The following is a 24884-nucleotide window of genomic DNA, read 5'->3' as shown; positions in this document are numbered from 1 at the left end:
GTCAGGCGCGGCGCCGCGAGAGGAAAGCGTCCATGCGCCGCGCCTTCTCGTCCGTCTCGAACAGCACCGCCTGGACGACGTTGTCGAGCACGGGGTGCGCCTCGCGTGGAGCGCGCAGCGCGGTCTTGGCCAGCTGGAGTGCCAGCGGGGCGTTGCGCAGCATGCGGTCGACCCAGGCGTGCGCCGTCGCGATGAGCGCGTCGGCGTCGACGACCTCGTTGAGCAGGCGTACGTCCAGTGCCTCAGCCGCGTTCAGGGTCCGGCCGGTGAGCAGAATCTCTTTGGCGAGCTGTTCCCCCACCAGTTCGGGCAGTCGCCAGGCGGCGCCCGCCGCCGCGAGAATTCCGAGTTGCCCCTCCGGGTTGCCGAATCTGGTGCGGTCGGTGCCGATGCGGAAGTCACAGGCGTAGGCGAGTTCGGCGCCGCCGCCGATGGCGGGTCCGGCTACCGCGGCGACCGTGGGCATGGGCAAGGCGGCGATCCGGTGGAAGAGGGCGCTGTTGATGCCTGCCAGGGCGTCGGATGGGCCGCGTGTCCGCAGCTGGGCGATGTCTGCGCCGGCCGCGAAGATGTCGGGTCCCCCGGTGAGGATCAGGGGGCGGGGGGTGTGTTCGAGGCCGGCGCAGATCCGGTGCAGGCTCTCGACCATGGCTGTGTCGATGGCGTTGCGGACCTCGGGCCGGTCGAGGGTGACCACGAGCCGGTCGTCGAGATCCTCGACACGCAGGTGGGGGTAGTGCTCGCCCATCAGTCACCCTCCCGGGTCCAGTCGTAGAAGCCGCGCCCGCTCTTGCGGCCCAGTTCGCCGCGTTCGACCATGTCGGCCATCAGCCGGGGCGGCGCGAAGCGCGGGCCGAGTTCCCTCTCCAGATAGCGGGCGATGCCTAGCCGTACATCGACCCCGACCAGGTCGGTCAGGCGCAACGGGCCCATGGGGAAGCCGTATCCGAGAGTCATGGCTGCGTCGATGTCCTCGGCGGAGGCAACGCCCTCCTCCAGCATGCGGATCGCTTCGAGGCCGACGGCGACGCCAAGCCTGCTGCTGGCGAAGCCGGGCGCGTTCCGCACGGTGACGGGGGTCTTGCCCCAGGAACGGACCCATTCCTCGGCCCGTTGCCGCAGGTCGTCCGCAGTGCGGTCACCGACCACGACCTCGACGAGTTTGCTGGCCGGTACCGGGTTGAAGAAGTGCAGCCCGATGACCCGTTCGGGGTGTTCGACGGCGTCGGCGAGAAGGTCGAGGGAGATGCTGCTGGTGTTGCTGGCGATCACGGTGTCGGCGGCGACCGCGCCGGTGATCCGCCGGAACGTGTCGGTCTTGAGCCCGAGATCCTCGGGCACGGCCTCGACGACCAGTGCGGTGTCCGCCAGGTCCTTGGTGTCGGTCGCGGTGGCCAGGCGGGCGAGGAGCGGTGCGGCGTCGGCGACACGGCCCCGGGTCACGCTGCCGTCCACCGCGCGGGCCACCCGGCCCCGGGCCGCCTCGGCCGCCTCCTCGTCGCGTTCGACGAGGACGACGTGGGCGCCGGCCAGCAGCAGGGCGTGGGCGATACCCGCTCCCATGCGTCCTCCACCGACCACGCCGCATCGGGTGGGAGTGGGGTTGTCGTGTGCAGCTTCCATGGCGGTGTGTTCCGTTCGTGGCGGTGGACCGCTGTCCGGCCCCGCGTGGAGCGGGCACCTCGTTACGGCGGGGCCGGACAGCGGGGCTCAGTAGATGACCTTGGCCTTCTTCAGGCGTTCGATCTCCTCGGCGGGCAGTCCGAGCAGTCGGCCGAAGACCTCGTCGTTGCTCTGGCCGAGCAGCGGAGCGGTGGACCGGATCGAGGCGGGTGTCTCGGACAGCTTCCACGGCGGGCTGACCGCCTGGCGCCGGCCGAGGACGGGGTGCGCGACCTCGGTGACGGCGCCGCGCTCCACCAGGTGCGGGCTGTTGAACAGTTCCTCCGCGCTGAAGGAAGGCATGGCGGCCACTCCACGGCTCTGCAGCAACTCCGTGAGCTCCATCGGCTCGTACTGGAGGGTCCACTCCTCAAGGAGCGCGTCGAGCCGGTCCTCCTCGGCCCGGCGGCCGGCGGCGGTGGCGAAGGTCTCATCGGCCGCCCAAGGCGGGTCACCCATCGTCTCGCGGAGCTTCGCCCACTCGGTGTCGTCGCCGACGGCGATGCTGATCCAGCGGTCCTCACCCTTGCAGCGATACACGTTGTGCGGCGCCATCAGCCGGTCGCGGTTGCCGTCGCGGGCGGGCGATTCGCCCGTCATCGCGTACTCCAGCACCGAGTCACCGACCAAGGCGTTGAGTGCCAGGCTCGCCGCCAGATCGATGTACTGCCCCTCGCCGGTACGCTCCCGGATGTTCAGCGCCATCAGGATGGCGAACGCGGCGGCGGTGCCGGCGCGGGCGTCGTTGGAACTGGTGCCGGTGCCCGGCTCCCCGTCGGCGTAGCCGGTCAGGTGGGCCAGGCCGCTGTAGGAGGAGAAGCAGGGCGCGTAGGCGGTGTAGTCCCGCAGGGGACCGGTGGCGCCCCACCCGGAGATCGACACCATGATCAGGTCCGGCTTGACCTCGGAGAGTGCGTCGTAGCCGAGGCCGAGTCGGTCCATCACGCCGGGACGCATGTTCTCGATCGCGACGTCGGCGGTGGCCACGAGGCGACGAGCCAGTTCGGCACCCTCGGGGGTGGCGATGTTCAGCGAGACGCTGCCCTTGCCGAGGTTCACCTCGAGGAAGTTGGAGGAGGCCTCCACCTCTTCGCTCAGGCCGGCGCGGTGCGCGATGCGCTGTTCGTCGACGCGACGGCGGCTCTCGACCTTGATGACCTCAGCGCCGAGGTAGCTGAGGAGCATCGTGGCGTACGGTCCCGCCAGCACCCAGCCGAAGTCGATGACGCGCACGCCTTGCAGCGGGCCCGGGCGGGAGGTTGCGTTGTCACTCACTAGATCACACCTGCTTCACGGAACTTGGCCAGATCGTCCTGGGAGCAGCCGAGGTGTCGGCCGAAGACTTCGTCGTTGTGCTGGCCCAGCAGCGGTGCGGGCCGTTCGCCCTGCCAGGAGACGTTGGAGAACTTGTAGGGGCGCCCGGGGTGCGTGAGCCGGCCGGCCGCCGGGTGCTCGTACTCGACGAGGTAGTCCCGTGCCGCAAGCTGTGGTGACTGCAGGAACGCTTCGGCGTCGTACACGGGGGCGCTCGCGCTCTTGCACGCCTGGATCTTGTGGAAGATCTCCTCGGCGGTGTGGCCGTCGGCCCATGCCTGGAGGCGACGGCGGAGTTCGGGGTAGTTGGCGGAACGTCCTGCCTGGGTGTCGAACGGGGGCCGCGCGGCCCATTCGGGCTCGCCCATCGCCTTGTACAGGCCCTTCCACTGGATCTGGGACGACAGGATGATCAGGACGTAGCGGCCGTCCTTGCCGGTGACCAGGGTCTCCAGCAGCCGGCCCATGCCGGTGCGGTCGGGGGCGACGCCGTCGTCGACGTAGCGGCGGAGCTGGGACTTCTCCAGGTGCATCACGGCGTGCTGCTTGGAGACGTCGATGTGTTGTCCGGGGCCGCCCCGGCCGCGCTTGAACACCGCGCCGAGGGTGCCGATGGCGGCGGTGACCCCGGCGTCGTACTCCCCGAGGTAGCCGGCGCCTCGCACCGGTTCGCGGGTCAGGTCCGGGGAGTTCATGGGCAGCAGGTAGCCCTGACCGCTCGCGTGGAAGGTGGTGAGGTGACGGGACTTGTATCCGGCCCAGGGGCCGGTCTGCCCGAACGGGGTGACGGAGGTGACGATCAACCGCGGGTTGATCTTCCGCAGGGCCTGGAAGTCCAGTCCGAGGCGTGCCAGTTCTCCTGGCGTGCGGTCCTCGATCAGTACGTCGGCGTCGGCGACCAGTCGCCTGAACAGCTCACGCCCCTGCTCGGAACCGAGGTCGAGGGTGACGCCGCGCTTGTTGGTGTTGAGGTAGAGGAAGAGACCGGAACGCTCGGGGTCCGGCGCGTCGTCCGGGAACGGGCCGCGCCGGCGCGCCTCGTCGCCGTGCTGTGGCGGTTCCACCTTGATGACGTCGGCACCGAAGTCGGCGAGCAGCTTGCCGCAGTACGGCGCGGCCACCAGGTCGGCGAGTTCGACGACCTTCAGGTGACTCATGGGTCCTTGTGACATCGTGGGTCCCTTGTCGAGCGGAGGTGACGGGTGCGGTGGCTCACGCACTTCAGGTGCGGGCCTTCTGCGCCTTCGCGGCGGCGGCGCGGGCGCGGTCGGCGAGGAACGCCCGTACGGAGTCCTGGTGTTCGGCGGAGCCGTAGCAGAAGGCCTGCGCCTGGCTGCCCAGGGTGTTGACCTCTTCCAGGCTGAGTTCCATGCTTCGGTTCAGTACGCTCTTGGCCAGTGCCTGCGCGGTGCGTGGCAGCCGGCCCAGCTCGCGCAGCCAGGCCACGGCGGCGTCCAGCAGGTCGGCCGACGGCAGCGCCCGGTCGGCCAGTCCGAGGGCGAGAGCCTCCTCGGCGGCGACCGCCCGGCCGGAGTAGACGAGCTCCTTCGCGGCTGCCACCCCGACGCGGCGCGGCAGGTGGAACAGCCCTCCGCCGTCCGGCACCAGACCGCGCTTGATGAAGCTCGCGGCCACCGTGGCGGTGTCGGCCATCCAGACGAAGTCGCAGGTGAGAGCCAGGTCGAGACCGAGGCCGGTGGCAGGACCGTTGACTGCGGCGACGGTGGGTCGGTCCAGGTGGTAGAGCTTGCCGAGGGTTTCGTGCAGGCCGCGCTGGCGGCGCCAGCCGATCTCGCCCGCGGCGGCGCCCTGGTCGAGTCGCTCCTGCATGCCCCGGATGTCGCCGCCGGCGCAGAAGGCGCTGCCCGCCCCGGTGAGCACCAGTGCCCGGATCGACTGGTCGGCGGCGACGTGGTCCACGGCGGCGCGCAGGTCGGCGCGCATCTGTCCGTCGATCGCGTTGCGCACCCGCGGACGGTTGAGGCTCAGGATGCCGATGCCGTCCTCGACGCGCAGGTCTATGGTCTCCATCTCGGGAGCCTGGTGCATGGGTGTCTCCTGGGTCGGTGGCCAGTGGCCGGTGGGTGTTCGATGGGCCGCGGGGTGCATCCGGCATCGGGCTTCCGCACAGAGGGCTTCGGACATCGCCCGTCAGGCCGTCACGCGTTCGAACACGGCGGCGAGCCCCTGGCCGCCGCCCGCACACATGGTCTCCAGGCCGTAGCGGGCCTCGCGCCGGTCCATCTCCCGTGCGAGCGTGGTCAGGATGCGCGCCCCCGTGGCCCCGACCGGGTGGCCGAGCGAGATGCCGGAGCCGCGTACGTTGAGCCGTTCGAAGTCCTGGGTGCCCAGGCCCCATTCCCGGGTGCAGGCGAGCACCTGCGCCGCGAACGCCTCGTTCAGCTCGATCAGGTCCATCTGCGACAGCTTCAGACCGGCTCGGTCGAGGGCGACGGCCGTGGCGGGGACCGGGCCGAGGCCCATCGTCTCGGGGGCCACCCCGGCCGACCCCCAGGCCACGAGCCGCAGGATGGGTCGCAGACCGAGTTCAGCGGCCCGCGCCGGGTGGGTGACCACACAGACGGCGGCGCCGTCGTTCTGCCCACTGGCGTTGCCGGCCGTCACCGTCGCCTCGGGGTCGTCCGCACCGAACACCGGGCGCAGCCGGGACAGGGACTCCAACGAGGCATCGGGGCGCGGGTGTTCGTCAGTGTCCACGAGGACCTCACCGGCACGCGTGACGACCGGTACCGGGATGATCTCCTCGGCGAACACCCCCTCCGTCTGCGCGGTGACGGCCCGCTGATGGGAGAGGAGCGCCAGACCGTCCTGTTCCGCGCGGCCGATGCGGTAGGCGCGCCGCAGGTTCTCGGCGGTCTCCAGCATGCCTCCCGGCACCGGATGGTTACGGCCGCCCGCCGTGACACGGCCTCGGGCGAGGCCGTCGTGCAGCATCACACCCCGGCCCTTGACGCCCCAGCGCATGTCGGTCGTGTAGAAGGCGACGTTGCTCATACTCTCCGCGCCGCCGGCGACGATCAGGTCGCCGGCGCCGACCTGGATCTGCATCGCCGCCTGGAGCACGGCCTGCAGCCCGGAGCCACAGCGCCGGTCGACCTGGAGGCCGGGCACCGTGACCGGCAGACCGGCGTCCAGGGCCACCACCCGGCCGATCGCCGGGGCGTCGCCGCTGGGGTAACCGTGCCCGAGGACGACGTCGTCGACGGCGGCCGGGTCGAGTCCGGTGCGCTCCAGCAGTCCGCGCAGGGCCACGGTGCCGAGCTCGGCCGCAGTCACGCTCTTCAGCGCACCGCCGAACCGGCCGACCGGGGTGCGGACCGGTTCGCAGATCACCGCGTCGCGCATGACGGGGGCGCTCACTCGGCCCGGCAGACCAGCTTGACGACGACGTCCGCCTTGGTGTGGACGACCCCGTCCTGGTTCTCGCCCCACACGTGCACGTCGACGAGGTGGTCGCCGTCCTCGACGTACTTCCGGGTCACCCGGCCCTTGACCCAGGTCGCGTCGCCGAGGAAGTTCATCCGCCGGTCCTGGGAGTCCATGGAGCGGACGAATCCGTCGTCGCCCATCCAGTCGGTGACCAGGTGTACGAGCATCATCTCGTTGTGGATGCCGCCGACGTTGGCGTAGGGGACACCGAACAGGCGGGCCGCGTGGTCCTCGTAGTGCCAGTCGCGGCGGAACCGGTGCTCGCCGGTCTCCGGATCGACGGGGTGGTGCTGGAGGTGGCCGCGCATCGCCGCCCACTTGATGGCGAAGGCGTAGGTGTAGGTGCTCACCACCGTGCGGGCGCAGGCGTCGCAGACGTCGTAGACGCCCTTGGCGACGGGGCGGATCTCCTCGCCCTCGACGACGTCCTCCCAGTAACGCACCGTGGCGCCGCGGCGGCCGACTCCGGCGAGCTGGTCGTCGAAGTCCCGGTGGATCGCCTCCAGTTCCGCGGGCTCGAAGTGGTGGCGCTGCTTGTCACGGTAGAGGCCGCCGTCACCGTCGGTCTTCTTCCTGCGCTTGCTCGGCGGGGTCGCCATGTAGATGTTGCGGCCGGTGGCCACGGCTATCGTCTCGTCACGCTGGTTGACGAAGTACCGCGGGACGCTCTCGATGAACATCCGGTACGGCTTGCCGTCGACCTTCTTCTCCTCGAAGCCGAGGTACTTGTCGTGGACGCTGAACTCGTCACCCGGGCGGAACGGCTTGAAGTAGTCGTGCTTGTTGCCGGCGGCGAGGCGGGCCACTCCGGGCACCCGCAGCCGTCCGCCGAAGGACGAACCGAAGGAGATGCAGGACTCGAAGGTCGGCGGGGCGATGATCCCGCCCCACCGGGTCCCGGCCGCGTACGAGGGGTCGCGCCACAGCGGGTTGGGGTCGCCGATGGCGTCCGCGTAGTGGCGGATCAGGTCTTCGGTGACCAGCTTGTTGTTGATGCCGCGCTCGTACTCGTTGTCCATGATGGCGTGCGGCGGCGGAGGGGTCTTGATGGACCCGCGTTCCTCATTGAACCTGGCGATGCGCTCGTCCAGTTTCTTGTTCCATTCCGAGTCGCTGAGGTCGTCCCAGTCCGACTCTGCGGCGTCGTTGTTCATACGGCGTCATCCGTCCCTGCTGCTTCGGTGAAAGTGAATGCGTCAAAAACACGCACATGCATGGAACAAAAGTTGTGACCAAGATTGGTGAACGATCCTGACTGTAGTGCTTCGCCGCCGCGACGGTCAACAGGGGTGAGCTCCAAAGGGGCCTTGACCAGCGCCGAAGTCGGGCACGGACCCCTCCGGCCGGGTCCGCGGCTCACCACGAGCGGCCCGGCGAAGCGCTCCGACGGCGCTTCCGTCCGCGGATGGCGGGGCTTATATTCGCGCGGTGAGCGCTACTGAATTCCTCTACGTCGGCACCTTTCCCAGGGCCTACCGTTCCGACCCGGCCGACACCGCTTTCGGTGTGTACGCATGGGGGCACGACCCGGAGACGGGAGAAATGTCTCCGGCCGGCCTGGCTCCGACACCACGCCCCGGCTGGGTGACGACACATCCCGGCGGGCGATTCCTGTACGCGGCCAACGAGGTATCGGAATTCGAGGGGCGGCCCGGCGGCGGCGTGAGCGCCTTCGCGATCGACCCGGCGAACGGCCGGCTGTCGCCGCTGGGCTCCCGGCCGGCCGGCGCCTCGGTCTGCCACTGCGTGGTCGACGCGACCGGCAGGTTCCTGCTCGCCTCTGCCTTTCACTCGGGCACGGTGCACCTGTTCCCGATCGAGCCGGACGGCCGGCTCGGCCCGGCCCTGGACGTCCACCACCACCGGGGATCGAGCGTGCACCCGCGGCGGCAGGCCGGCGCGCACGCCCATGCGGTCGTCCTCGACCCGGCCAACCGTTTCGTGCTCGTCCCCGACCTCGGCACCGACTCCGTCGTCGTCTACGAACTGGACGGTGCGCAGGGCAGGCTGGTGCCGCACCCCGATCGCGACATACGCCTGCCGCCCGGTTCCGGGCCCAGACACGCGGCGTTTCATCCGTCCGCCCGGTTCGTCTACCTCGTCAACGAGATGTCCGCCACCGTCACGGTGTTCTCCTACGACGCCGGGACCGCGGCGCTGCGCGCGCTGCAGACCGTGGCGACCCTGCCGGACGAGGTCACCGGCTACCGGTCGGCGGCCGGTCTGGCCGTCCACCCGAGGGGAGACTTCCTGTACGTCACGACGCGTAGCCGGGGTACGAGCGCCGAGCCCGAGGAGCGCGGCGTCGACAGTCTCGTCTGGTTCGCGATCGACCAGGACAGCGGGCGGCTCACCCCGCGCGGGCGGGTCCACTCGGGGGGCGAGGTGCCGCGCAGCCTCACCATCGGGCCGGACGGCACCCGGCTGTACGTCGGCAACCAGGGCAGCGGTACCGTCACCCGCTTCGACATCGACGCCCTGACCGGCGCACCGCGGCCGACCGGCCGGGCCTTCTCGACCCCGGTGCCGGTCTGCCTGCACTTCGCGACGCCGCGCCCCTGAGGCTCGGGCGGATCGTCAGCGGCCCACCGGCAACGGAACCGGCGGCCCGCACTTGTCCAGCGTGGCGCGTACCCGCTGGATGTGCTGCCGAGCACTCCGTTCCGCGCCCTCCACGTCACCGGCCACGATCGCTTCCATCAACGCACGGTGCTCGGCGAGGGATTCGGTCTTGCGGCCGGGGACCAGCACCGACTGAAACTGGAACTTCACCAGCGGGAAGTGCAGCGACTCCAGCACGTCGGCGGCCTTGGGGCTGCCGGCCGCCTCGATGACGTCGACGTGGAACTTGCCGTTCATCTCGGTGAACCGCATCAGATCGTCGGCGTCGAGGGCGGCCTGGGCCTCCTCCACCACGGCGCGCAGCCCGGACCGCTGCTCCTCGGTGGCACGCTCGGCGGCCAGCCCGGCGACCAGCGCCTCGACCACCTCCCGCACCCGCAGCAGATCCCGGGCCTCTTCCAGGCTGAAGGAGCGCACCCGGCCGCCCCGGTTGGGCTCCAGCACGATCAGTCCCTCGTACTCGAGTCGCGCCATGACCGTGCGCAGGGTGTTGCGACTGATGCCCAGCTCCCGCGTCAACGGGGCTTCCACCAGGCGCTGGTTGGGGCTGTACACCCCTTCCATGATGTCCTTGCGCAGTTGCCGGCAGGCCCGGTCGATCTTCGCGGAGTCGCGCGTGGACTCGGCGCCCGCGTCCGGGCCGGTCGCCGTGCCCTCACGCCGAGCGGAGCCGCCCCCGGCCATCGCGCCCTCCCTTTCGTTCACCACACCATCGAAACCAGATCGTTCCGCTCAATCGTAGGACACCTGGCCGCCGGGCCAGAGCCCGCCACGGCTCCGATCCCACGCCGCACGACAGCCACCGACAGCCGTGATGACGCCAGAATTCATTGCTTGCCGACAGGCATGTATCTGATTAGAGTTCCGGGCACGCACTCGAACGGTGAGGTGAGCATGATGTGCATACGTGCGGTCGGCCTGGGTCTGGCGATCCACCGGTGAGCGGCACGGACACGGCGTCGACCGCGAGCACCGTCCGCTTGACGCAGTTCGCCCACGGCGGCGGCTGCGCGTGCAAGATTCCGCCCGGTGAGCTGGAGCGCATGGTCGCCGGCCTGGCCCTGCCCGGCCTCCCCGGCGCCGGCCACGAACTGCTGGTGGGCCTGGACCACGGCGACGACGCCGCAGCGGTCCGGCTGAACTCCGGCACGGCGCTGATCCTGACGTCCGACTTCTTCACCCCCGTAGTCGACGACGCCTATGACTGGGGGCGGATCGCGGCGGCCAACGCGCTGTCCGACGTCTACGCGATGGGCGGCACGCCGGTGCTGGCCGTCAACCTCCTGGGCTGGCCGCGCGACGTCCTGCCCGTGGAGCTGGCCGCCGAGGTCCTGCGCGGCGGCCTGGACGTGACCCGGGCCGCGGGCTGCCATCTGGCCGGCGGTCACAGCATCGACGACCCCGAGCCCAAGTACGGCCTGGCCGTCACCGGCACGGGCCATCCCGACCGGCTGTTCCGCATCGAGGCCGGGCGGGCCGGACTGCCCTTGTCCCTGACCAAGCCGCTCGGCGTCGGCGTGCTCAACAACCGGCACAAGACCACCGGCGAGCGGTTCCCGCAAGCCGTCGAGGCGATGACCACGCTGAACCGGGACGCCGCCCGCGCCGCCGCCGCGGCCGGTGCCCGGTGCGCGACGGACGTCACCGGCTTCGGCCTGCTGGGCCACGCGTACAAGCTCGCCCGGGCCTCCGGGGTCACGGCCCGGATCGACCCGGCGGCCGTCCCCTACCTGGACGGTGCGCGGGAGACGGTCCGCGACGGCTTCGTCAGCGGCGGCACCCGCCGCAACCTCGACTGGGTCCGTCCGCACACCCGCTTCTCCCCCTCGGTGACCGAGACGGACCGCCTGCTGCTGGCCGACGCGCAGACCTCGGGCGGGCTGCTGGTCGCGGGCGAGATCCCGGGCGCGCCCGTCGTCGGCGAGCTGGTGCCGGCCGAGGACTCGGCCCTGGTCGTCGGCTGAACCCGCACGCTCCCCAAGCCATGTGAAGGAACGAACGTGACGTACCACAAGGAACTGACCCGCATCATCGAGGAGATCGTCGCTCCGGCGGCATCCGGGACCGACTCGGAAGGGGCGTTCCCGAGCGACGCCGTCGACGCGCTGGGCGCCGCGGGCGTGCTCGGACTGACCGTGCCCGCCCCGTACGGAGGCGGCGGTCTCGGACCGGGCGCCGCCACCGACGTGGTACGCAACCTGGCGACGGCGTGCTCGTCCACCGCCATGGTGGTCACCATGCACTACGCGGCGACGGCGGCACTCACCGCGACCGGCCGCGAGGACGTGCTGCGGGAGATCGGTGCCGGACGGCACCTGACGACGCTGGCCTTCTCCGAGTCCGGCTCGCGCAGCCACTTCTGGCAGCCGGTCTCCACCGCCACCGCGGACGGCGAGGAGGTGGTGCTGGACGCCCGGAAGAGCTGGGTGACCTCCGCACGGCACGCCGACAGCTATGTCTGGTCGTCCCGTCCGCTGGCCGCCGACGGACCGATGTCGCTGTGGACGGTGCCCGCCGGCAAGGACGGTCTATCCCTTCCGGGCCGGTTCGACGGCCTGGGTCTGCGCGGCAACGAGTCGTTGCCCGTGCACGCCGACGGCGTCCGGGTGGCACGCACCGACCTGCTCGGCGAGGACGGCGCGGGACTGGACATCGCCCTGACGGCGGTGCTGCCGTGGTTCCTGCTGCTGAGCGCCTCGTGCGGGGTGGGCCTGGCCCAGGCCGTCACCGCCGCCACGGCCGAGCACCTCACCGGTACCCGGCTGGAACACCTGGACCAGTCGCTGGCGCAGCAGCTGCCGTCCCGCGCCAAGCTGGCCCGGATGCGCATCCAGACCGACCGCACCGGGGCGCTGGTGGCGGACGCGGTGGCCGCGGTCGACGGCGGCCGGGCTGACGCCCAGCTGCTCGTGCTGGAGGCGAAGGCCGCCGCGGACGAAACGGCGGCCGAGGTCGCGGACCTGGCGATGAGCGCGTGCGGCGGAGCCGCGTTCCGCAAGGAACTGCCGATCGAGCGGCGCTTCCGCGACTCCCGGGCGGCGCGGGTGATGGCCCCGACGACCGACGCGCTGCACGACTTCGTCGGCCGGGCACTGTGCGGACTGCCGCTGCTGGACGCGCCCGCGTGAGCACCGGCACGGCCGCGGCATCCGTCCGCCACCACCACACAGCGAAGGCAAGGGCATGAAGACACTGCTGCTCGGCGCGGTCGCCTACGACCCGAAGACCGTGACCATCTGGGAGGGATTCCGCCGCTGGCTGCGGGCCCGCGACTGCGACCTGGACTTCGTCCTGTACGCCCACTACGAGCGGCAGGCGGAGGATCTGCTCGCCGGACGGATCGACGTCGCGTGGCACTCACCGCTGGCCTGGGTCCGCTCCCGGCGCCTCGCCGACGCCGACGGCACCGCACTCACGGCCGTCACGATGCGGGACACCGACCGGGACCTGACCACCGCTGTGGTGGTCCGCGCCGACTCGCCCCTGACCTCGGTGACGGACCTGGCGGGCCGGACCGTGGCGGTCGGTGCGGTCGACTCGCCGCAGGCGACCCTGCTGCCCCTGTCGCTGCTGCGCTCGGCCGGTCTCGAGCCGGACACGGACGTGAAGGTGCTGCGCCACGACACCGGGGTGGGACTGCACGGCGACCACATCGGCGGCGAACGCGACGCCGCGATCGCCCTGCGGGACGGGAGGGCCGACGCGGCCTGCATGACCGACTCCAACCTGCTGCTGTTCCGTCAGGAGGGCACCCTGCCCGCCGCCGCGACCAGGGTCCTCGCCCACACCGACCGCTACGACCACTGCGTGATGGCGGCGGGCCCCTCCGCGGACCCCGCGGCACTGGACCACCTCACGGGGCTGCTGCTCGACATGTCCTACGCCGACGCCGAGGCCCGCCCGCTGCTCGACCTGGAGGGCCTGACCCGCTGGCTGCCGGGCCGCACCGACCGGTACGACGCCCTGGAGAAGGCCGTCGACGAGGCCGGGTTCTACGACAGGCGAGGGGGCGTGAGTGTCCGCGGCTATCGACCTTGAGTCCCTGACCCTGGACAACGGCGGCCATCTGCTGGTCCGGCGGGCCCTCGGCACGCTCCGGCCCGGCGAGCGGCTCACGGTCCGGGGCGCGCACCCGGAACTCCCCCTGCAACTGGGCGCCTGGGCCCGCTCCCGCGGGCACCGCGTCGACCACGAGGCTCCCGCGCCCACCGACGGCCGCCCGGTGACGGTGCTCGTCAAGGGCGCCGCCGAGGAGCTGCGCTGGTCGGGCGCGCGGCGTGCGGGCCGGGCGGACCGTGCCGACCCGCACGCCGATCCCCGCTGGGGCCTCGCCGCCCGCGGGGCATTGGTCGAGGAGGGCGGTCCCGCGCTCGACGTGGCCTGGGTCGACCGGGATCTGGTGTGGGCGGACGTCGCACCCACGCTGTACGCGCGGGCGGCGGCCTCGCAGTGGGACCCGGCGACCGCCGTCGACTGGGCCGTGCCGGACGCGTTGCCCACCGACATCGAGGACGCCGTGGTCCAGGTGATGACGTACCTCGTGGAGAACGAGCAGGCGGCGCTGATGATTCCGGCGCGCATGCTCGCCAACCTCCACCCCCACTACCGGGAGGTGATGCAACTGCTCGCCTCCCAGGTCGCCGACGAGGCCCGGCACGTCGAGGTGTTCACCCGCCGCGCCCTGCTCCACCGCGAGCGGCCCGGCACCTCCGGCGCCGGCGGACGGGCCTCGCTCCAGACGCTGCTCGGCGAGCCGGACTTCACCCTGGCCTCGTTCCTGCTGTCCGTGCTGGGCGAGGGCACCTTCGTCGATCTGCTGGGTTTCCTCCACCACCACGCACCCGACCCGGTGACCGCGGGCATCACCCGCCTCGCCGCCCGCGACGAGGCCCGGCACGTCGCCTTCGGTGTCGCGCACACCGCGCACGTCACCCGCAGCGACCCGGCGTTCCTCGGGCGGCTGCGGCAGGCGGTGGAGCGGCGGCACGACGCGCTGCGCGACACCGCCGGACTCAACCAGGAGGTGTACGACTCCTTGGTGCTGCTGGCCGCGGGCTCCTGGGAGCCTGCGGCGATCCGGCGCGGCTGGGACGCGGTGCAGGAGTTGCAGCGCCAGATGGACGACGGCCGCCGGCGTCGCCTGCACGCCATCGGCTTCCCCGACGACGAGTCCGCCGAACTGTCGGCCCTGCACACCCGGAACTTCATGTGAGCACAGCAGCGAACAGCCAGGACTCCCCCGCCCCCGATCCGCGGCGACGGGTGCCGCGCACCGACGCCGTACTGGCCGACCCCCGCGTCGCCCCGCTGCGCGCACGTCTGCATCCGGATGTCGTCAAACGGCAGGTGCAGCGGGCACAGCAGCGGGCCCGGGCCGGGGAGCTGCCCCCCGAGGAGGTGGCGGAGGCCGTCGTACAGGCGTTGCCCGCGGACGGCTGCTCGATGCGGCCGGTGCTGAACGCGACCGGAGTGGTCCTGCACACCAACCTGGGCCGTGCCCCGCTGTCCCCCGCCGCCGTGCGGGCCCTGACCGTGGCCGCCGGTTACGTCGACGTCGAGTTCGACACCGGGAACGGCAGCAGGGCCCGTCGCGGCCGGGCGGCGCTGGACGCGCTGCTGGCCCGGGTGCCCCGTGCGGAGGACGCGCTGGTGGTCAACAACGGGGCGGCGGCGCTGGTGCTGGCCGCCAGCGCGCTGGCCCGGGACCGGGAGATCGTCGTCAGCCGGGGTGAGCTGGTGGAGATCGGGGACGGGTTCCGCATTCCGGAGCTGCTGGAGAGCACCGGCGCGCGGCTGCGCGAGGTGGGCACCACCAACCGCACCCACCTGGCCGACTACCGTGCTGCCGTCGGACCGCGCACCGGGTTCGTCCTGAAGATCCACCCCTCGAACTTCCTCGTCCAGGGCTTCACTTCCTCCGTGCCGGTGCGGGACCTGGCGGGCCTGGGCGTCCCCGTCGTCGCGGACATCGGCTCCGGTCTGCTGTCTCCCGAGCCCCTGCTGCCGGACGAACCGGACGCGGCCGGCTGGCTGGCCCAGGGCGCCGGCCTGGTCACCGCGAGCGGCGACAAACTCCTGGGCGGACCGCAGGCCGGTCTCGTCCTCGGCCGGGCGGAACTGGTGCACGCCCTGCGTCGCCATCCGCTCGCCCGTGCCCTGCGGGTCGACAAGCTGACCCTGGCCGCGCTGGAGGCCACGGTGAGCGACGGGGCCACGGTCACCGAACATGCGCTGCGCGCCGATCCCGGGCGACTGCGCCGACGGGCCGAGGCACTCGCCGCCGAGCTGGCCGCAGGCGGCCTGACGGCGCCCGTCGTGCCGAGCGACGGCCTGGTGGGCGGCGGGGGCGCACCCGGCCTGACGCTGCCCGGGTGGGCGGTCGAACTGCCGGCGCACCTGGCCGCCGTACTGCGGCATGGTGATCCGTGCGTGGTCGCCCGGGTCGACGACGGCCGCTGTCTGCTGGATCCCCGGTGTGTGCCGGACGGCGAGGACGAGCGGCTCGCCCGCGCCGTGCTCGCCGCCGCGTCCCGGGCGCCGGAGGGCGGACCGTCATGCATGTGATCACCACCGCCGGGCACGTCGACCACGGCAAGTCCACCCTCATCTGCGCGCTCACCGGCATGGAACCCGACCGGTGGGCGGAGGAGCGCCGCCGCGGGATGACCATCGACCTGGGCTACGCGTGGACCGGGCTCGACGACGGCGACAGCCTCGCCTTCGTCGACGTGCCCGGACACCGCAAGTTTCTCTCCAACACGCTGGCCGGGATGGGACCGGTACCCGCGGTCCTGCTGGTGGTCGCCTCCGACGAGGGGTGGCGCCGGCAGACCGCCGAGCACGTCGAGGCACTCGACGCGCTCGGGGTACGGCACGGCGTGCTGGCGCTGACCAGGGCCGACCTCGGCTATCCCGAACTCGCCGAGGAGGAGGCCCGCGACCATCTGGCGGGCACGAGCCTGGCCGGCATCGAGGCGGTGCCGGTGAGCGCGGTCACCGGCACCGGCCTGTCCGAACTGAGGTCAGCGCTGGGCAGGCTGGCGGCCGCCCTGCCCCCGCCGCCGGACCGGCCGGCCCGGTTGTGGGTCGACCGTTCCTTCTCCGTCCGGGGCGCCGGCACCGTCGTCACCGGCACCCTGGCCACGGGTTCTGTGCGCGTCGGGGACGAGGTGGAGGTCGTCCCGTCCGGCGCCCGGGTGCGCGTCCGGGGCATCGAAACGCTGAAGCGACCCGTCGACGAGGCCCATGCCGTGGCGCGGGTCGCCCTGAACCTGCGGGGTGTGAAGCCGTCGGACGTGCCGCGGGGTTCCGCGTTGGTCGCACCGGATCAGTGGGCCGTGACGGACTCGATGGACGTCCGGATCGACGCCCGGATCGAGCGGCTGCCCGCGCAGGCGATCCTGCACCTGGGGTCGGCCGCCGTACCCGGGCGCGTACGCCCGTTGGGCGACGACGCGGCGAGGTTGGTCCTCGCCCGGCCGGTGCCCGTGCGGATCGGTGAGCGGGCGCTCCTGCGCGACCCGGGGCGGGTGGGAATCGCCGCCGCGGCCGTGGTGCTGGACCCGTTCCCCCCGGCGCTGGTCAGGCGCGGGGCGGCGCGGCTGCGGGCCCGGGCGCTGGCCGGGCTGTCCGGCGCGGCCGAACCGGCGGCCGAGGTACGCGTGCGCGGCGCGGTACGGCGCACCCGACTGGTCAGGGCGGGGGCGCTGGCGGCCGGGGAGGCCACCCCGGCCGGTGCCGTGGAAGAGGCCGGCTGGCTGGTCGATGCCGAGGTGTGGGAGCGCTGGCACGACGAGTTGGGCCGGCTGGTCGAGGACTGGGCGGCACGGCACCCGCTGCGTCCCGGCCTCCCCGGGGCCACCGCCGTACGACTGCTGGGTCTGCCGGACGAGGCGCTGCTGGCGCCCTTGGTGCGCAGGCGGCCCGAACTGGTGGCCGACGGCGAGGGGGTGCACCATCAGGAGGCGGGACTCACCCTGCCGCCGGAGGTGCAGCAGGCCCTTGACCGGCTGGTGGCCCACTTGACCGACCGCCCTTTCGCCGCCTGGGAGTTGGCGGAGCTGACGGCGGCCGGCCTCACCGAGCGTCATCTGGGCGCGAGCGCCAAGCGGGGCGACCTGCTCAAGCTGCCCGGCGCGATCTACCTGCTGCCGGACGCCGCCGAACACGCCGCGGCCGTACTCGCGGAGCTGCCGCAGCCCTTCACCGCGGGCCAGGCGCGGCAGGCGCTGGCGACGACCCGCCGAGTGGCGCTGCCGTTGCTGGAGGAACTGGACCGCCGACGGCTGACCCGGCGGGTGGACACGCAGCTGCGATTCATTTCACGCACTTGAGCCAAGCGATTTTCTGGAATGAATCTGGAATGAATAGGGAGGGTCCGGCACCCGCGGGTGCCGGACCCTCCCTATTCAAGCAAAGCACTTTTCACGTGGCGGAGATGGACGGGAATCGAACCCGCCAGGCCGATGTCATCGACCTCGTCGGTTTTGAAGACCGCGGCGCCCACCAGGACACGTACATCTCCCTGTCACGTGGTGACGTAATTCTATCAGCTGAACTTCCCGGAAATCCAGAGAGCTTGAATTCCTCGGTCAGCCGGTGGCCCTGGCGAAGCGCCGGTTGCTCAGCCGGAGCATCAGCAGGACGAATACCGAGGAGATGAGCCAGATGACAATCGCCAGGGCCGTCATCTGCGGGAAATTGCCCTGGCCCCACAGGTCGAGCAGCACCCGGCCGACCACGGGATTGGACGAGCCGGACAGCAGCGAGGACGCGGTGACCTCGCCGAGGATGTGGATGAACACCAGTACCCAGCCCGCGGCGAGCCCCGGAAGCACCAGCGGCAGCAGGATCCGGCCGACCGTACGGCGCTCGGACGCTCCGAAGATGCGCGAGGCCTCCGCCAGTTCGTTGCCGACCACGCTCGTCGCCGTACCGGCCGCGCTCGCCGCGTAGGGCATCTCCATCGTCAGGTAGGCCAGCAGCAGGATGAACACCGTGCCGTACAGGCCGAAGGGTTTGCCGCTGAAGGCGAGGATGAAGCTGACGCCGATGAGGCTGTGCGGGATGGTCGCGGGCAGCGAGGTCACGAAGTCGATGACGCGCTTGTGGCCGCTTTCCTGCCCGTCCCGGCGCTTTCCGCCCCTGCGACGCCCGCCGGTGCCCCGACGCTGGTGGGCATAGAGCATCAGGAAGCCCGCGACCAGCATCGCGACGGTGGCGCACACCGCCGCGAGGCCCAGGCTGGTCAGCAGGGAGCGCAGGGTCTGGGTGTTGCCCAGCACGTTCTGGTAGTTGACGAGACTGAGCTGGCCCCACCGGATCTTCATGCTCCAGAACGGCTCGACCGAGACGAGGAGCAGTCCGAGGACCGGCAGGACCACGGCTGCCGCGATGTACCCGGCCACCAGGAGACGGGTGAGGAGCCGGAAGGGGCCGAGCCGCATGCGAGTGGCCCGCACCCCGCGTCCGCCGATGGTCGCTTGGCGTCCGCTCGGCACCAGGTACTTCTGGACGGTCCGCAGCGCAAGGATCACCACGAGCATGCCGGCCGCGAGGACGAGCGCGGCGTCCGGGTTGGACGGGTAGTCGGTCAGGTAGCGCCAGATCCGGACGGACAGGACCTCGATGCGGGCGTTGGTGCCGAGGATGACGGGCACCGAGAAGAGGCCGATGCCGTTGATGATGCCGAGCAGCCATGCTCCGGCGAGTGCGGGGGCGACGGCCGGCAGTGTCACGCGCACGGCGGTGCGCAGCGGTCCCGCTCCGTTGATGCGGGAGGCCTCCTCGATGGCCGGGTCCAGGTTGCGCAGGGCGGCGGACACGATGAGGTAGACGACGGGGACCAGGTGAAGGCCGGTGATGGCGACCATCCCGCCCATCGAGTAGATGTCGATGGGGCCGTCGGCGAGGTCGATGCCCACGTACGACAGCAGGGTGCGGATCAGCACGTTCAGCAGGCCGATCCGAGGGTCGAGCAGGACGACCCAGCCCAGCACCCCGGTGACCGCGGGCAGCAGCAGCGGTGCCACCGGCATGAAGTCGCCGAGGCCGCGGAAGCCCCCGTCGGTGCGTTCGTTGATCCAGGCCAGCGTGGCTCCGCAGACCAGGGCGAGGATGCTGCCGCCGCCGACGACGACCAGCGTGTTCCACAGCACGGACAACAGGGACGAGTCGATGCCGAGGTCGCCGGAGTCACTCGTGGCGCTGAAGAGTCCGATGACCGTTCTGGCCATCGGGTAGATCACCAACAGGGCGATCAGGACCAGCAGGACGGCGGACAGGGTGTCCATGGAGCCCAGCCGGGAGCGCAGCGGGCGGCGACCCGGGGGCGGGCCGGGTGGTGTCGGTGTCGGGGTCGGCTCAGATGCGGGCGGGGCGGAAGGCGCGGTGTTCACGGTGGATGGAACTCTCCAGTCCGGGTTGGAGCCCCGGCCTGCCTGTTCCGGCATGCCGGGACGGCTCGCGGCTCTTACGGGCGGGGTGCGCGGGCGGACGGGACCTGCCGTCGACGGGCCGCGCGGGCGACTAGGCGTCCAGCAGCTTGAGCAGCCGGCTCTTGTTCGCCTTGGCCTTCGTGTAGTCGGGCCGCACGAACTTGGCGGGCAGCGCCGGTGTGCCGGGGGCGTCGGCCGGCGAGGACGAGACCGGGTTGAGGATCTTCTGGCCCGGGCCGGTCATGAAGAAGTTCAGCAGGAACCGGGCGGCGTTGGGGTGGGGTGCCTTGGCGGAGACGCAGGCGGCCGACTCGATGCCGGTGGTCGGGGCATCGGCCGGGACCACCGCCGCGACGGGGGCGCCCAGCTTCTTCATGGCCTGCACCGAAACCACCGAGCTCAGCATGAAGACGGCGCCCGCTCCCGCGGCGACCTGCTGCATCGCCGAGGTGGCGCTGTCGAAGAGGTTGGGTTTGCGGGCGCCGACCTGCCGGAGGAAGTCGTCGCCGTACCGCTCGCGCAACAGGTTCCAGGCGGCCAGGTTCACGGTGCCCGTGGTGGCGGGGTTGGCCATCACCAGTTGGCCCTCCCACTTCGGGTCCACCGCATAGGTCCACTCCCGCGGTGTGCCGTCGGTCAGCTCGGTGTTGAGCCCGAGGCAGTAGGGGTTGACCGACAATATGGGGTAGTGATCGGTCTTGAAGCGGGCGGGCCACTCGGCCAGGGCGGGCAGGGAGCCGATGCCGGCCAGCCACCCGTTGGCTCCGGCGTCGTCGGCGAACATGGGGTCGCCGGTGACGATGACGTCGGCGACGACCTTTCCGGCCTGGGCCTCGGCGCTGTAGCGCTGGGCCAGCGGGGCGGAGTTCAGACGCTGGAAGTCGACCTTGATGTCGTAGTGGTCCATGGCGGCGACGATGTTGTCCACCACGGAGGGGTCGTTCGAGCTGTAGAGGGTGACGGTGCCCTCGCGCCGTGCGGCGGACAGCAGTTCGCGCTGGTCCGCGCTGAGGGCGTCGGCGCGGGGCAGTGCGGGGAGTTCGGCGGACTTCGCGGTCTGACAGGCGGTGAGCAGGGCGGTCATCCCGCCGAGCCCCAGGCCCAGCGCCGCGCGCCGCGAGATACCGGCGCCGCGTTTGTTCGTCTCCATTGACGATGCTCCCGTCTTAGAGGGTCTGCTCACTCCGGGTGAGACAGCTGCACGGAGATCGTTCATCAATCTTGTCAACAATTTCGGTCACCGTAATCAGGGCGCCTGCCAGTGTCAACAGATGTGGCACAGGCGGTCCGCGCAGGCCGGCAGAGCGGTCGACCGGGCCGCGTCGGACAAAAAAGAAGGCCGCCGCGACATGGCGGCAGGCCGGTGACGGGGCGGGCCGGATGCTGCGGACGGCCCGCGGGGGACGAGGACTACCAGGCCGGCTTGGTCCGGGTGAGTTCCTCGGAGCGTGCCAGGGTGGCGCGCACCTGCTGGATGTGCAGGCGCGCGGAACGCTCCGCCGCCTCGGGGTCGCCGGCGACGATGGCGCTGGTGAGGTCGTGGTGTTCGGCCAGCGAGTCGGCCTTGCGACCGGGGACCATGACCGCCTGGAACTGGTACTTCACCAACGGAAAGTGCAGCGACTCCAGGACGGAGGCGGCCTTGGGGCTTCGAGCCGCCTCGATGACGCGGGCGTGGAACTCCCGGTTCAGCGCGGTGTACCGCATGATGTCGTCGTCCTTGAGCGCCTGTTCGGTCGCCTCCAGGACGCTGCGCAGTCCGGCTCGCTGCTCGTCGGTGGCGCGTTCCGCGGCGAGGCGCGCGACCAGGCTCTCCATGGCCTCCCGCACGCGCAGGACGTCGTGCGCCTCTTCCAGGCTGAACGAGCGCACCCGCCCGCCACGGTTGGGCTCCAGTACGACCAGGCCCTCGTACTCAAGGCGCGCCATGACCGTGCGCAGGGTGTTGCGGCTGATGTTCAGGACCCGGGCCAGCGGCGCTTCCACCAGCCGCTCGTTGGCGCTGTAGACACCGTCCATGATGTCCCGCTTGAGCTGCTGATAGGCCTGTTCGATCTTGGCCAGGTCACGGGGGGCCGCACCGCTCGACCGGACGGCGGACGGTGCGGCGGAGTCGGCCGGCCGAGGCGTCGCCGCAGTCGGTGTCTTCCGCCCCGCATTCATCCCAGACCCGCTCTCTACCGCACTCGGCTCCAACGATTTTGTTCTCCCATATTGTAGAACAACCGATGGACCCATCGCCCGCGGTTCACCACGGACCCTTCGGACCGGCCCGTCAGTCCGCCGGGAAGACCCGGGCCAGGGTCGGATCGAGACTGACCGCGACCTTCGCTCCGGACGCGAGCAGGTTGCCGTCCATGGTCTTGAGGACGAGGCGCTGGCCCGAGGCGCTGAGGTTGTACTCGACGTGCGAGCCCAGGAACGTGGAGCGCTCCACGGTGCAGCTGAACCGATTGCCCTCGGCCGCGGCCCCGTCCGGCGCGATGAGGCAGTGCTCGGGGCGGAAGAGCACCCGCACGGGCTCGCCCTTGGCCATCCCCGCCGTCGGCGTGCCGAGCAGCGGCCCGACGGACGTGTCGACCCGGACCCGGTCGCCGACGGCCTCCGCGACCGATCCGGTCAGTTCGTTGGCACTGCCGACGAAGTCGGCGACGTAGCGCGAGGCAGGTGTGTAGTAGATGTCGGTGGGGCTTCCCAACTGGGCCACGGTGCCCACTTCCATGACCGCGATGCGGTCGCCGAGCCCGGTGGCCTCGGTCTGGTCGTGCGTGACGTACAGCGCCGTGAAGCCGATCTTCCGTTGCAGCGTGAGCAGTTCCTCGCGCAGGCGGTCGCGGACCTTGGCGTCCAGGTTCGACAACGGCTCGTCGAAGAGGATCACGCCCTGGTTGGCCACCAGGGCACGGGCGAGCGAGACCCGTTGCTGCTGTCCGCCGCTGAGCTGTCCCGGGTAGCTGGAGCCGTACTTCTCCAGCCCGACCGTGTCCAACACCTCACCGACCCGCCGGCGCACCTCGTCCGCTGACGTCTTGGCCGTCCGCAGCGGGTAGGCCACGTTGTCGAAGACCGACATGTGCGGCCACAGGGCGTACGACTGGAAGACCATGCTGAGGTTGCGCCGCTCGGGCGGAAGCGAGATGCCGCGCTCCGAGGAGTACACCGTGCGGCCGTTGACCGTGATCTCGCCCGCGTCCGGGTGCTCGAGTCCGGCGACACAGCGCAGCAGGGTCGTCTTGCCGCAGCCGCTCGGTCCGAGCAGAACCATGATCTCGCCCTCGTCCACGTCCATGGAGACGTTGCGCAGGGCCGTGACGTCACCGCGGCGGGTGCGGTAGGTCTTGGTCAGATTGCGCACGCTGATGCGTGACCGGGCCGGCGCCGACGCGGTTCCCGACTGCTCCGGATCACTGACTTCTCTTGCCTGGGTCACCATGCGGCACTCCCCTGTCGACTGTTCCCTGAGTGCGCCCGAGCACCCACGGGACCTAGATCGTCCCCAAAATCGTGGTACAAAATTGGTGAACGATCAGACCGTAAACCGGGGGCGAGACGCGGTCAACCTTCCGCGTACGACCATCTCCGAAGTCGTGCATTCCCCCAACAAATGATTGCTTGCCGGTAGGTAATTACCTTGCTACAAAGGGCCTCGGCGGACCCGTCGCGGCCCGCACCGACACAAGGAGCACCGCTGTTGAGCACACATCGCAACGTCATCGTCGTAGGGTCGGGTCCCGCCGGATACACGGCCGCTCTGTACACCGCCCGCGCGGGTCTCGAACCGCTCGTCCTGGAGGGCTCCCAGAACGGCGGGGCCCTGATGAACACCACCGAGGTCGAGAACTTCCCTGGTTTCCCCGAAGGGGTGCTCGGCCCCGAACTCATGACTCTGATCCGCACCCAGGCGGAGCGGTTCGGCGCCGAACTGGTCGCCGACGACGCCACCGGCCTCGAACTGGCCGACGCTGTGAAGACCGTCCGGACACACGACGGCGAGTACACCGCCGACACCGTGATCCTCGCGATGGGTTCGGCGTACCGCAGGCTCGGGCTGGCGAGGGAGGAGGAGCTGTCCGGACGGGGCGTGTCCTGGTGTGCCACCTGCGACGGCTTCTTCTTCCGGGGCAAGGACATCGCGGTCGTCGGCGGCGGGGACACCGCGATGGAGGAGGCCGCCTTCCTCACCCGCTTCGCCGACTCCGTCACCGTGGTGCACCGCCGCGGCGAGCTGCGCGCGAGCACCATCATGGCCGAACGCGCCCGTCAGAACCCCAAGATCAGGTGGGCGCTGAACTCCGAGGTGGTGGACATCGCCGGCGAGGACAGGGTGACCGGCGTGCGGCTGCGCGACACCGTGACGGGCGACGAGCGCCTCCTGGACGTCGGCGGCCTGTTCGTCGCCATCGGCCACGAACCGCGCAGCGAACTGGTCCGCGGCCAGACGGACCTGGACGACCAGGGATACGTGGTGACCACCGGCGGCACCCGCACCAACCTGGAGGGCGTGTTCGCCGCCGGTGACCTGGTCGATCACACCTACCGGCAGGCCATCACCGCCGCGGGCAGCGGCTGCCAGGCGGCGCTGGACGCCGAGCGTCACCTCTCCGCACTGGCCGCGGCCTCCGCCGGGGCGGTACGGCTGTGACGGCGGCGGTCGATCCGGCGCCCGGCGCGCGACCAGTCGCCCGCACCTCGATCCGCGCCGGTGTGGTGGGCGTCGCCCTCCTGGCAGCGCTGTTCGTCGGCGGTCTGCTCTGGGCCAAGTGGCTGCCGTACGCCGGCAAGACCCGGGGCCTGAGCCAGACGCACACCTGGCCGGGCACGGCGATCTTCGCCTCGGCGGGCGCGGACTCCTCGCCCTCGCTGTCGGGGGCGTGGCACTTCACCACCGCCTACTTCCAGTCGGTGTGGCAAGCCGCGACGGTGGCCCTCCTGGTGGCGGCCGCGGTCGACGCGCTGGTGCCGCGTGCCTGGCTGCTGTCCGTGCTGAACCGCCGGACCGCGCTCGGGCAGAGCCTCGCCGGCGGCACCGCCGCGCTGCCCAGTCTGATGTGCACCTGCTGCACCGCTCCAGTCGCGGTCGGCCTGCGCAAGCGGGGGGCGACGGTCGCGGCCAGCCTGGCCTACTGGGTGGGCAACCCGGTACTGAACCCGGCGGTGCTGGTGTTCCTGTTCCTGGTGGCACCATGGCAGTTCGGCGCGGTGCGCATCGTGGTCGGGGCGGTGCTGGTGTTCGGCGCGACCGCGTTCGCGGCCCGGTTCGCCAAGGGGCCGGCGGACACCGCGGTGACACCGGCGGCAGACCCGGGCCAGGACCCGCTACGCGTGCGTGACCTGCCGCTGCGCTATCTGCGGTCGTTGGCCAGGTTCGCCGCCGTGCTGGTCCCGGAGTACTTCGTCGCG

Annotated in this window: 21 protein-coding genes and 1 tRNA gene; 9 read left to right on the top strand and 13 right to left on the bottom strand. The window is 71.4% G+C overall.

The window, feature by feature from the left end; genetic code table 11:
• Position 1: 1 nt before the first annotated feature.
• The 7 genes from K7854_RS14645 to K7854_RS14615 form a co-directional block, all read right to left on the bottom strand.
• The gene (locus K7854_RS14645) at positions 2 to 748 is read right to left on the bottom strand and encodes an enoyl-CoA hydratase/isomerase family protein (RefSeq protein ID WP_226026918.1); all 747 of its coding nucleotides are present in this window, start codon (positions 746 to 748) and stop codon (positions 2 to 4) included.
• The gene (locus K7854_RS14640) at positions 748 to 1623 is read right to left on the bottom strand and encodes a 3-hydroxyacyl-CoA dehydrogenase family protein (protein WP_226026917.1); all 876 of its coding nucleotides are present in this window, start codon (positions 1621 to 1623) and stop codon (positions 748 to 750) included. Before K7854_RS14640 ends, K7854_RS14645 begins: the two co-directional genes overlap by 1 nt.
• 87 nt (positions 1624 to 1710) lie before the next feature.
• Complete coding sequence (locus K7854_RS14635; RefSeq protein WP_226026916.1) at positions 1711 to 2937, bottom strand: CaiB/BaiF CoA transferase family protein; 1227 nt, start codon at positions 2935 to 2937, stop codon at positions 1711 to 1713.
• The gene (locus K7854_RS14630; RefSeq protein WP_226026915.1) at positions 2937 to 4133 is read right to left on the bottom strand and encodes a CaiB/BaiF CoA transferase family protein; all 1197 of its coding nucleotides are present in this window, start codon (positions 4131 to 4133) and stop codon (positions 2937 to 2939) included. Before K7854_RS14630 ends, K7854_RS14635 begins: the two co-directional genes overlap by 1 nt.
• Before the next feature lie 64 nt (positions 4134 to 4197).
• Positions 4198 to 5025 (bottom strand): enoyl-CoA hydratase/isomerase family protein, encoded by an 828-nt coding sequence (locus tag K7854_RS14625; protein ID WP_226026914.1) that lies wholly within the window; start codon positions 5023 to 5025, stop codon positions 4198 to 4200.
• A gap of 102 nt (positions 5026 to 5127) precedes the next feature.
• Positions 5128 to 6342 carry an acetyl-CoA C-acetyltransferase gene (locus tag K7854_RS14620; protein WP_226026913.1) on the bottom strand — a complete coding sequence of 405 codons (1215 nt, stop codon included), beginning with the start codon at positions 6340 to 6342 and terminating at the stop codon, positions 5128 to 5130.
• Between the two features lie 11 nt (positions 6343 to 6353).
• Positions 6354 to 7580 (bottom strand): FAS1-like dehydratase domain-containing protein, encoded by a 1227-nt coding sequence (locus tag K7854_RS14615; RefSeq protein ID WP_226026912.1) that lies wholly within the window; start codon positions 7578 to 7580, stop codon positions 6354 to 6356.
• Positions 7581 to 7854: 274 nt separating this feature from the next.
• On the opposite strand from K7854_RS14615, the gene K7854_RS14610 reads away from it, so the two are divergent.
• Positions 7855 to 8988 carry a lactonase family protein gene (locus K7854_RS14610; RefSeq protein WP_226026911.1) on the top strand — a complete coding sequence of 378 codons (1134 nt, stop codon included), beginning with the start codon at positions 7855 to 7857 and terminating at the stop codon, positions 8986 to 8988.
• Positions 8989 to 9003: 15 nt separating this feature from the next.
• Here the strand turns inward: K7854_RS14610 and K7854_RS14605 are convergent, their stop codons facing one another.
• Positions 9004 to 9753, bottom strand: coding sequence for a GntR family transcriptional regulator (locus K7854_RS14605; protein ID WP_226026910.1), 750 nt, complete (start codon positions 9751 to 9753; stop codon positions 9004 to 9006).
• Positions 9754 to 9986: 233 nt separating this feature from the next.
• Between K7854_RS14605 and selD the strand changes: the two genes are divergently transcribed.
• From selD to selB, 6 genes are read left to right on the top strand one after another with little or no spacing between them, the layout of a single operon-like run.
• Positions 9987 to 11012, top strand: coding sequence for a selenide, water dikinase SelD (gene selD / locus K7854_RS14600; protein WP_226026909.1), 1026 nt, complete (start codon positions 9987 to 9989; stop codon positions 11010 to 11012).
• Between the two features lie 36 nt (positions 11013 to 11048).
• Positions 11049 to 12176, top strand: coding sequence for an acyl-CoA dehydrogenase family protein (locus tag K7854_RS14595; RefSeq protein WP_226026908.1), 1128 nt, complete (start codon positions 11049 to 11051; stop codon positions 12174 to 12176).
• Between the two features lie 55 nt (positions 12177 to 12231).
• Complete coding sequence (locus K7854_RS14590; protein ID WP_226026907.1) at positions 12232 to 13086, top strand: phosphate/phosphite/phosphonate ABC transporter substrate-binding protein; 855 nt, start codon at positions 12232 to 12234, stop codon at positions 13084 to 13086.
• Positions 13064 to 14260: a ferritin-like domain-containing protein gene (locus K7854_RS14585; RefSeq protein WP_226026906.1), complete on the top strand. Its 1197-nt coding sequence runs from the start codon at positions 13064 to 13066 to the stop codon at positions 14258 to 14260. The genes K7854_RS14590 and K7854_RS14585 overlap by 23 nt, the downstream gene beginning before the upstream one ends.
• Positions 14257 to 15612, top strand: a complete 1356-nt coding sequence (selA, locus tag K7854_RS14580; protein WP_226026905.1) for an L-seryl-tRNA(Sec) selenium transferase — start codon at positions 14257 to 14259, stop codon at positions 15610 to 15612. The genes K7854_RS14585 and selA overlap by 4 nt, the downstream gene beginning before the upstream one ends.
• Positions 15603 to 17381, top strand: a complete 1779-nt coding sequence (gene selB / locus K7854_RS14575; protein WP_226026904.1) for a selenocysteine-specific translation elongation factor — start codon at positions 15603 to 15605, stop codon at positions 17379 to 17381. Before selA ends, selB begins: the two co-directional genes overlap by 10 nt.
• Before the next feature lie 96 nt (positions 17382 to 17477).
• Here the strand turns inward: selB and K7854_RS14570 are convergent.
• The 5 genes from K7854_RS14570 to K7854_RS14550 all read right to left on the bottom strand — a co-directional run bounded on the left by K7854_RS14570 (position 17478) and on the right by K7854_RS14550 (position 22917).
• A tRNA-Sec gene (locus tag K7854_RS14570) sits at positions 17478 to 17572 on the bottom strand.
• A 67-nt stretch (positions 17573 to 17639) separates the two neighbouring features.
• Complete coding sequence (locus K7854_RS14565; RefSeq protein WP_226026903.1) at positions 17640 to 19340, bottom strand: ABC transporter permease; 1701 nt, start codon at positions 19338 to 19340, stop codon at positions 17640 to 17642.
• A 235-nt stretch (positions 19341 to 19575) separates the two neighbouring features.
• Positions 19576 to 20634, bottom strand: coding sequence for an ABC transporter substrate-binding protein (locus K7854_RS14560; protein WP_226026902.1), 1059 nt, complete (start codon positions 20632 to 20634; stop codon positions 19576 to 19578).
• Positions 20635 to 20894: 260 nt separating this feature from the next.
• Positions 20895 to 21647 carry a GntR family transcriptional regulator gene (locus tag K7854_RS14555; protein ID WP_226026901.1) on the bottom strand — a complete coding sequence of 251 codons (753 nt, stop codon included), beginning with the start codon at positions 21645 to 21647 and terminating at the stop codon, positions 20895 to 20897.
• 112 nt (positions 21648 to 21759) lie between these two features.
• Positions 21760 to 22917 carry an ABC transporter ATP-binding protein gene (locus K7854_RS14550; RefSeq protein WP_226026900.1) on the bottom strand — a complete coding sequence of 386 codons (1158 nt, stop codon included), beginning with the start codon at positions 22915 to 22917 and terminating at the stop codon, positions 21760 to 21762.
• A gap of 258 nt (positions 22918 to 23175) precedes the next feature.
• Here K7854_RS14550 and trxB point away from each other — a divergent pair, with 258 nt between their 5' ends.
• Both trxB and K7854_RS14540 read left to right on the top strand, forming a co-directional pair.
• Positions 23176 to 24126: a thioredoxin-disulfide reductase gene (gene trxB / locus K7854_RS14545; RefSeq protein ID WP_226026899.1), complete on the top strand. Its 951-nt coding sequence runs from the start codon at positions 23176 to 23178 to the stop codon at positions 24124 to 24126.
• A partial coding sequence (locus tag K7854_RS14540) for a permease (protein ID WP_226026898.1) occupies positions 24123 to 24884 on the top strand: 762 nt, incomplete at its 3' end. The genes trxB and K7854_RS14540, both read left to right, overlap by 4 nt.

The sequence above is a fragment of the Streptomyces hyderabadensis genome (genome assembly GCF_020404845.1).
Lineage (GTDB): Bacteria > Actinomycetota > Actinomycetes > Streptomycetales > Streptomycetaceae > Streptomyces > Streptomyces hyderabadensis.
This window is presented reverse-complemented; position numbering and strand designations above follow the sequence as displayed.

Bases quoted from the DNA above. Each gene is read 5' to 3' on its own strand.
- K7854_RS14645 (WP_226026918.1), bottom strand. From the start codon at position 748: ATGGGCGAGCACTACCCCCACCTGCGTGTCGAGGATCTCGACGACCGG.
- K7854_RS14640 (WP_226026917.1), bottom strand. From the start codon at position 1,623: ATGGAAGCTGCACACGACAACCCCACTCCCACCCGATGCGGCGTGGTC.
- K7854_RS14630 (WP_226026915.1), bottom strand. From the start codon at position 4,133: ATGAGTCACCTGAAGGTCGTCGAACTCGCCGACCTGGTGGCCGCGCCG.
- K7854_RS14625 (WP_226026914.1), bottom strand. From the start codon at position 5,025: ATGCACCAGGCTCCCGAGATGGAGACCATAGACCTGCGCGTCGAGGAC.
- K7854_RS14620 (WP_226026913.1), bottom strand. From the start codon at position 6,342: ATGCGCGACGCGGTGATCTGCGAACCGGTCCGCACCCCGGTCGGCCGG.
- K7854_RS14615 (WP_226026912.1), bottom strand. From the start codon at position 7,580: ATGAACAACGACGCCGCAGAGTCGGACTGGGACGACCTCAGCGACTCG.
- K7854_RS14590 (WP_226026907.1), top strand. From the start codon at position 12,232: ATGAAGACACTGCTGCTCGGCGCGGTCGCCTACGACCCGAAGACCGTG.
- selB (WP_226026904.1), top strand. From the start codon at position 15,603: ATGCATGTGATCACCACCGCCGGGCACGTCGACCACGGCAAGTCCACC.
- K7854_RS14565 (WP_226026903.1), bottom strand. From the start codon at position 19,340: ATGGACACCCTGTCCGCCGTCCTGCTGGTCCTGATCGCCCTGTTGGTG.
- K7854_RS14560 (WP_226026902.1), bottom strand. From the start codon at position 20,634: ATGGAGACGAACAAACGCGGCGCCGGTATCTCGCGGCGCGCGGCGCTG.
- K7854_RS14555 (WP_226026901.1), bottom strand. From the start codon at position 21,647: ATGAATGCGGGGCGGAAGACACCGACTGCGGCGACGCCTCGGCCGGCC.
- K7854_RS14550 (WP_226026900.1), bottom strand. From the start codon at position 22,917: ATGGTGACCCAGGCAAGAGAAGTCAGTGATCCGGAGCAGTCGGGAACC.